The sequence below is a fragment of the Candidatus Methylomirabilota bacterium genome (assembly GCA_027293415.1).
In the GTDB taxonomy this organism is placed as follows: Bacteria; Methylomirabilota; Methylomirabilia; order Methylomirabilales; family CSP1-5; genus CSP1-5.
Window position 1 is genome coordinate 1 of the sequence record JAPUFX010000103.1, and the last position, 2,754, is coordinate 2,754.

Sequence of the window (2,754 nt, forward strand, 5' to 3'; positions counted from 1 at the left end):
TTGCGAGTCTCAATGACTCCTACCCGGTTTCTTCCTCTTCGCCTGACCCCGCTCTTATCCTCGCCGCCTATGAGGCCTTCGGGGACCGTCTGCCGGAACGACTGGCAGGGGACTTCGCGCTCGGACTCTTTGACCCTAACCGGCAGCAGCTCCTGTTAGCCCGGGACGCCATCGGCATTCGTCCCCTTTACTATTGCCGGACCGCCGATACGTTCCTTTTCGCCTCAGAGATCAAGGCCCTCTTGGCTCATCCCCAGGTGTCCTCTCGGCCCAACGACGATGTCCTCGCCCTCTTCCTTCTTGGTCGACATCAGGAGACGCGAGGGATGACCTTTTTTGAGGGGGTGCAGAGTCTGCTCCCCGCCCATACCGCAATTTGCTCCCCGCAGGGTTCCGTGATTCGACGATACTGGGATTTCGATCCCTCCCCAGCTATCCATCTCAAATCCTTCGCGGAGTACGCCGAGGCCTTCCGCGACCACTTCGATCGGGCCGTTAAGCGACGTTTGCGAAGCACATGTCCCGTTGCGGTTTCCCTGAGCGGCGGGTTGGACTCTTCCTCTATCTTCTGCCTTGCCGAAACCATCAAACGGCAAAATACAGTCGCATGGCCGCACATCTTGGGGGCTTCTTACACTTCCCCTGCCGGGTCCCCATCTGACGAATCAGGGTTTCTGAGCGAGATCGAGCGGCAATACGGGGTTCCGATCATTAGACTGCCCACGAGCCGTGGGGGGTTTCTGAATGGGTCGAGAGAGGCGGTGTGGCACGTTGAGGCTCCCTTCTTGGATGAGATGTGGAGCACCACCCATGCCTTTCTCTCTATGGTCCGCCGCCTAGGAGCACGGGTCGTGCTCACGGGCCATTGGGCAGACCAACTATTGTTCGACCAGGCATACCTCATCGACCTTTTTTATCGCTTGGCGTGGAGCGAAATTGCCGCACACCTCACGGAGTTTCCTCGCTGGTTCACCGATTTGAACGCCGGATGCTTCCGGAAACGGTTTTCCATGGACCTCGCCAAGTATTCACTCCCCAGCCCGCTGGTGTCTCTGATTCGTTCCCTACGACTCAAGCCGGATCGCCCATGGTATACGGAGGCGCTTCGCAGACGGGCGCGGCGGTACGCATCCACTGCTCTCCCGCACGTGAGGGCGTTCCCCACCGCCCATGCCCGCTCCCTGTACGAGCAGTCCAGATCAGGCCGACATGTCATGTGCATGGAGTGGAACAACAAGGTGGCTGCCATGCATGGTCTCGAGATGGCTATTCCTTTTCTAGACCGGGACCTTGTCTTGTTTCTGATGAGGATCCCGGGGGAGATCCAGACCTGGGGAGGAGTTCCTAAGGTGCTCCTCCGAGAGGGCCTTCGGGATGTGCTCCCGGAGGCGATTGCCCGCCGGACATGGAAGGCGGACTTCACCCATCTCGTCAATGAAGGCATGGAGCGGGACTATGCGCAAGCGGTGGATTGTCTTCGGCCCGACGCGATGGCCATCAGTGCGGGGTACGTGAGTCGGGACGTGATGACCGGAGAACTCGTCCGCGTGAAGGATCGGCTGGGAGGATCCAGTGCTGACACCGCGTGGAGCCTCTCAGATTTACTAGGATTGGAGCTGTGGCTTCAGGTCTTTTTTGGGGAGAACAATGGCGGACAAAGAAGTTCAACATCGCCTGAGGGCTTGCCGAAGGCGACAGCACTAGGGGGCACGAAATGAAGTCGAAGACAGCACGGGCAAAGAAGAAGAGTTACCGCCGACCACGCCTAGTTATGTATGGGGACCTTCGCCACCTCACGATGGCAAAGGGGGGCACCAAAGCTGACGCGGCAAAGCCAGCATCAAGGCAATCTGGTCCGGCGGGCTGACCGACAGGTGTGGCAGTGATGCGCTCAAGCGGACGCTCTCCGCGTGTCTACCGTATCTACGGCATTTGCCTGAAGAGCCACTGGCCGCTCCCCGGCCATGAGAGGCCGACGCCGGATCTTGCTGACGTCGAGTTTTTCGAGGCCACGCCCGCTGTCTTTTCAGAGGCATCCCGGGAGGCCGAGAAACGATCGGATCGGGAGGACTGGTTCCGCCATGTTCACCTCCCGGACGGATCGGACTATCTTCGATGGTCCCGACTCTTCGAGTTCCTGATTCTACCAGACGGCTGCCGGATCGCCTGCCGTGAGCTCGAATGCGCCTCTCCGGAATCGTTTCAGACCTATCTCATCGGTCAGGTCCTCTCCTTTGCTCTGGTGAAGAGGGGAATCGAGCCACTCCATTCGACTACCGTGGTTATCGATGGGAAGGCGGTGGCGTTTCTCGGTGACAGTGGGTATGGGAAATCGAGCCTCGGGGCCGCCTTCCTGCAGGCAGGGTATCCCTTGCTGACCGATGATCTCCTTGTCCTCAAGGAAGAGGGGAATCGATTCGCGGCCTATCCAGGTCCCCCACGGATCAAGCTCTTTCCGGACATTGCCAGGAGCTTGCTTGGAGAGCGGGTGAACGGCACCCCAATGAATAGTGAGACGTCCAAGATGGTGATACCACTGGATCAGAATGGCAATAGGTACAGGCGGAAACCCTTGCCTCTGAGGGCGATCTATGTGCTCACACCACCACAAGCAAGCTCACGCAGTCCACGGATCAGAATTCGCTCGCTTTCGCCCCGGCGTGCATTTGTTGAGCTGCTCAAAGGTACGTTCAATACCATTGTCGTGGAGCCGGCGCGGCTCGAGCGGCAGTTCGATCTGGCTACGCGGCTCGC

The 2,754-nt window shown here is 59.1% G+C and carries 2 protein-coding genes; both read left to right on the forward strand.

Annotated elements, in window-relative coordinates:
* Positions 1-1,718 (forward strand): asparagine synthase-related protein (locus O6929_07870; GenBank protein MCZ6480304.1); only part of this gene is annotated, 1,718 nt, incomplete at its 5' end.
* 164 nt (positions 1,719-1,882) lie between these two features.
* A partial coding sequence (locus O6929_07875) for a hypothetical protein (protein MCZ6480305.1) occupies positions 1,883-2,754 on the forward strand: 872 nt, incomplete at its 3' end.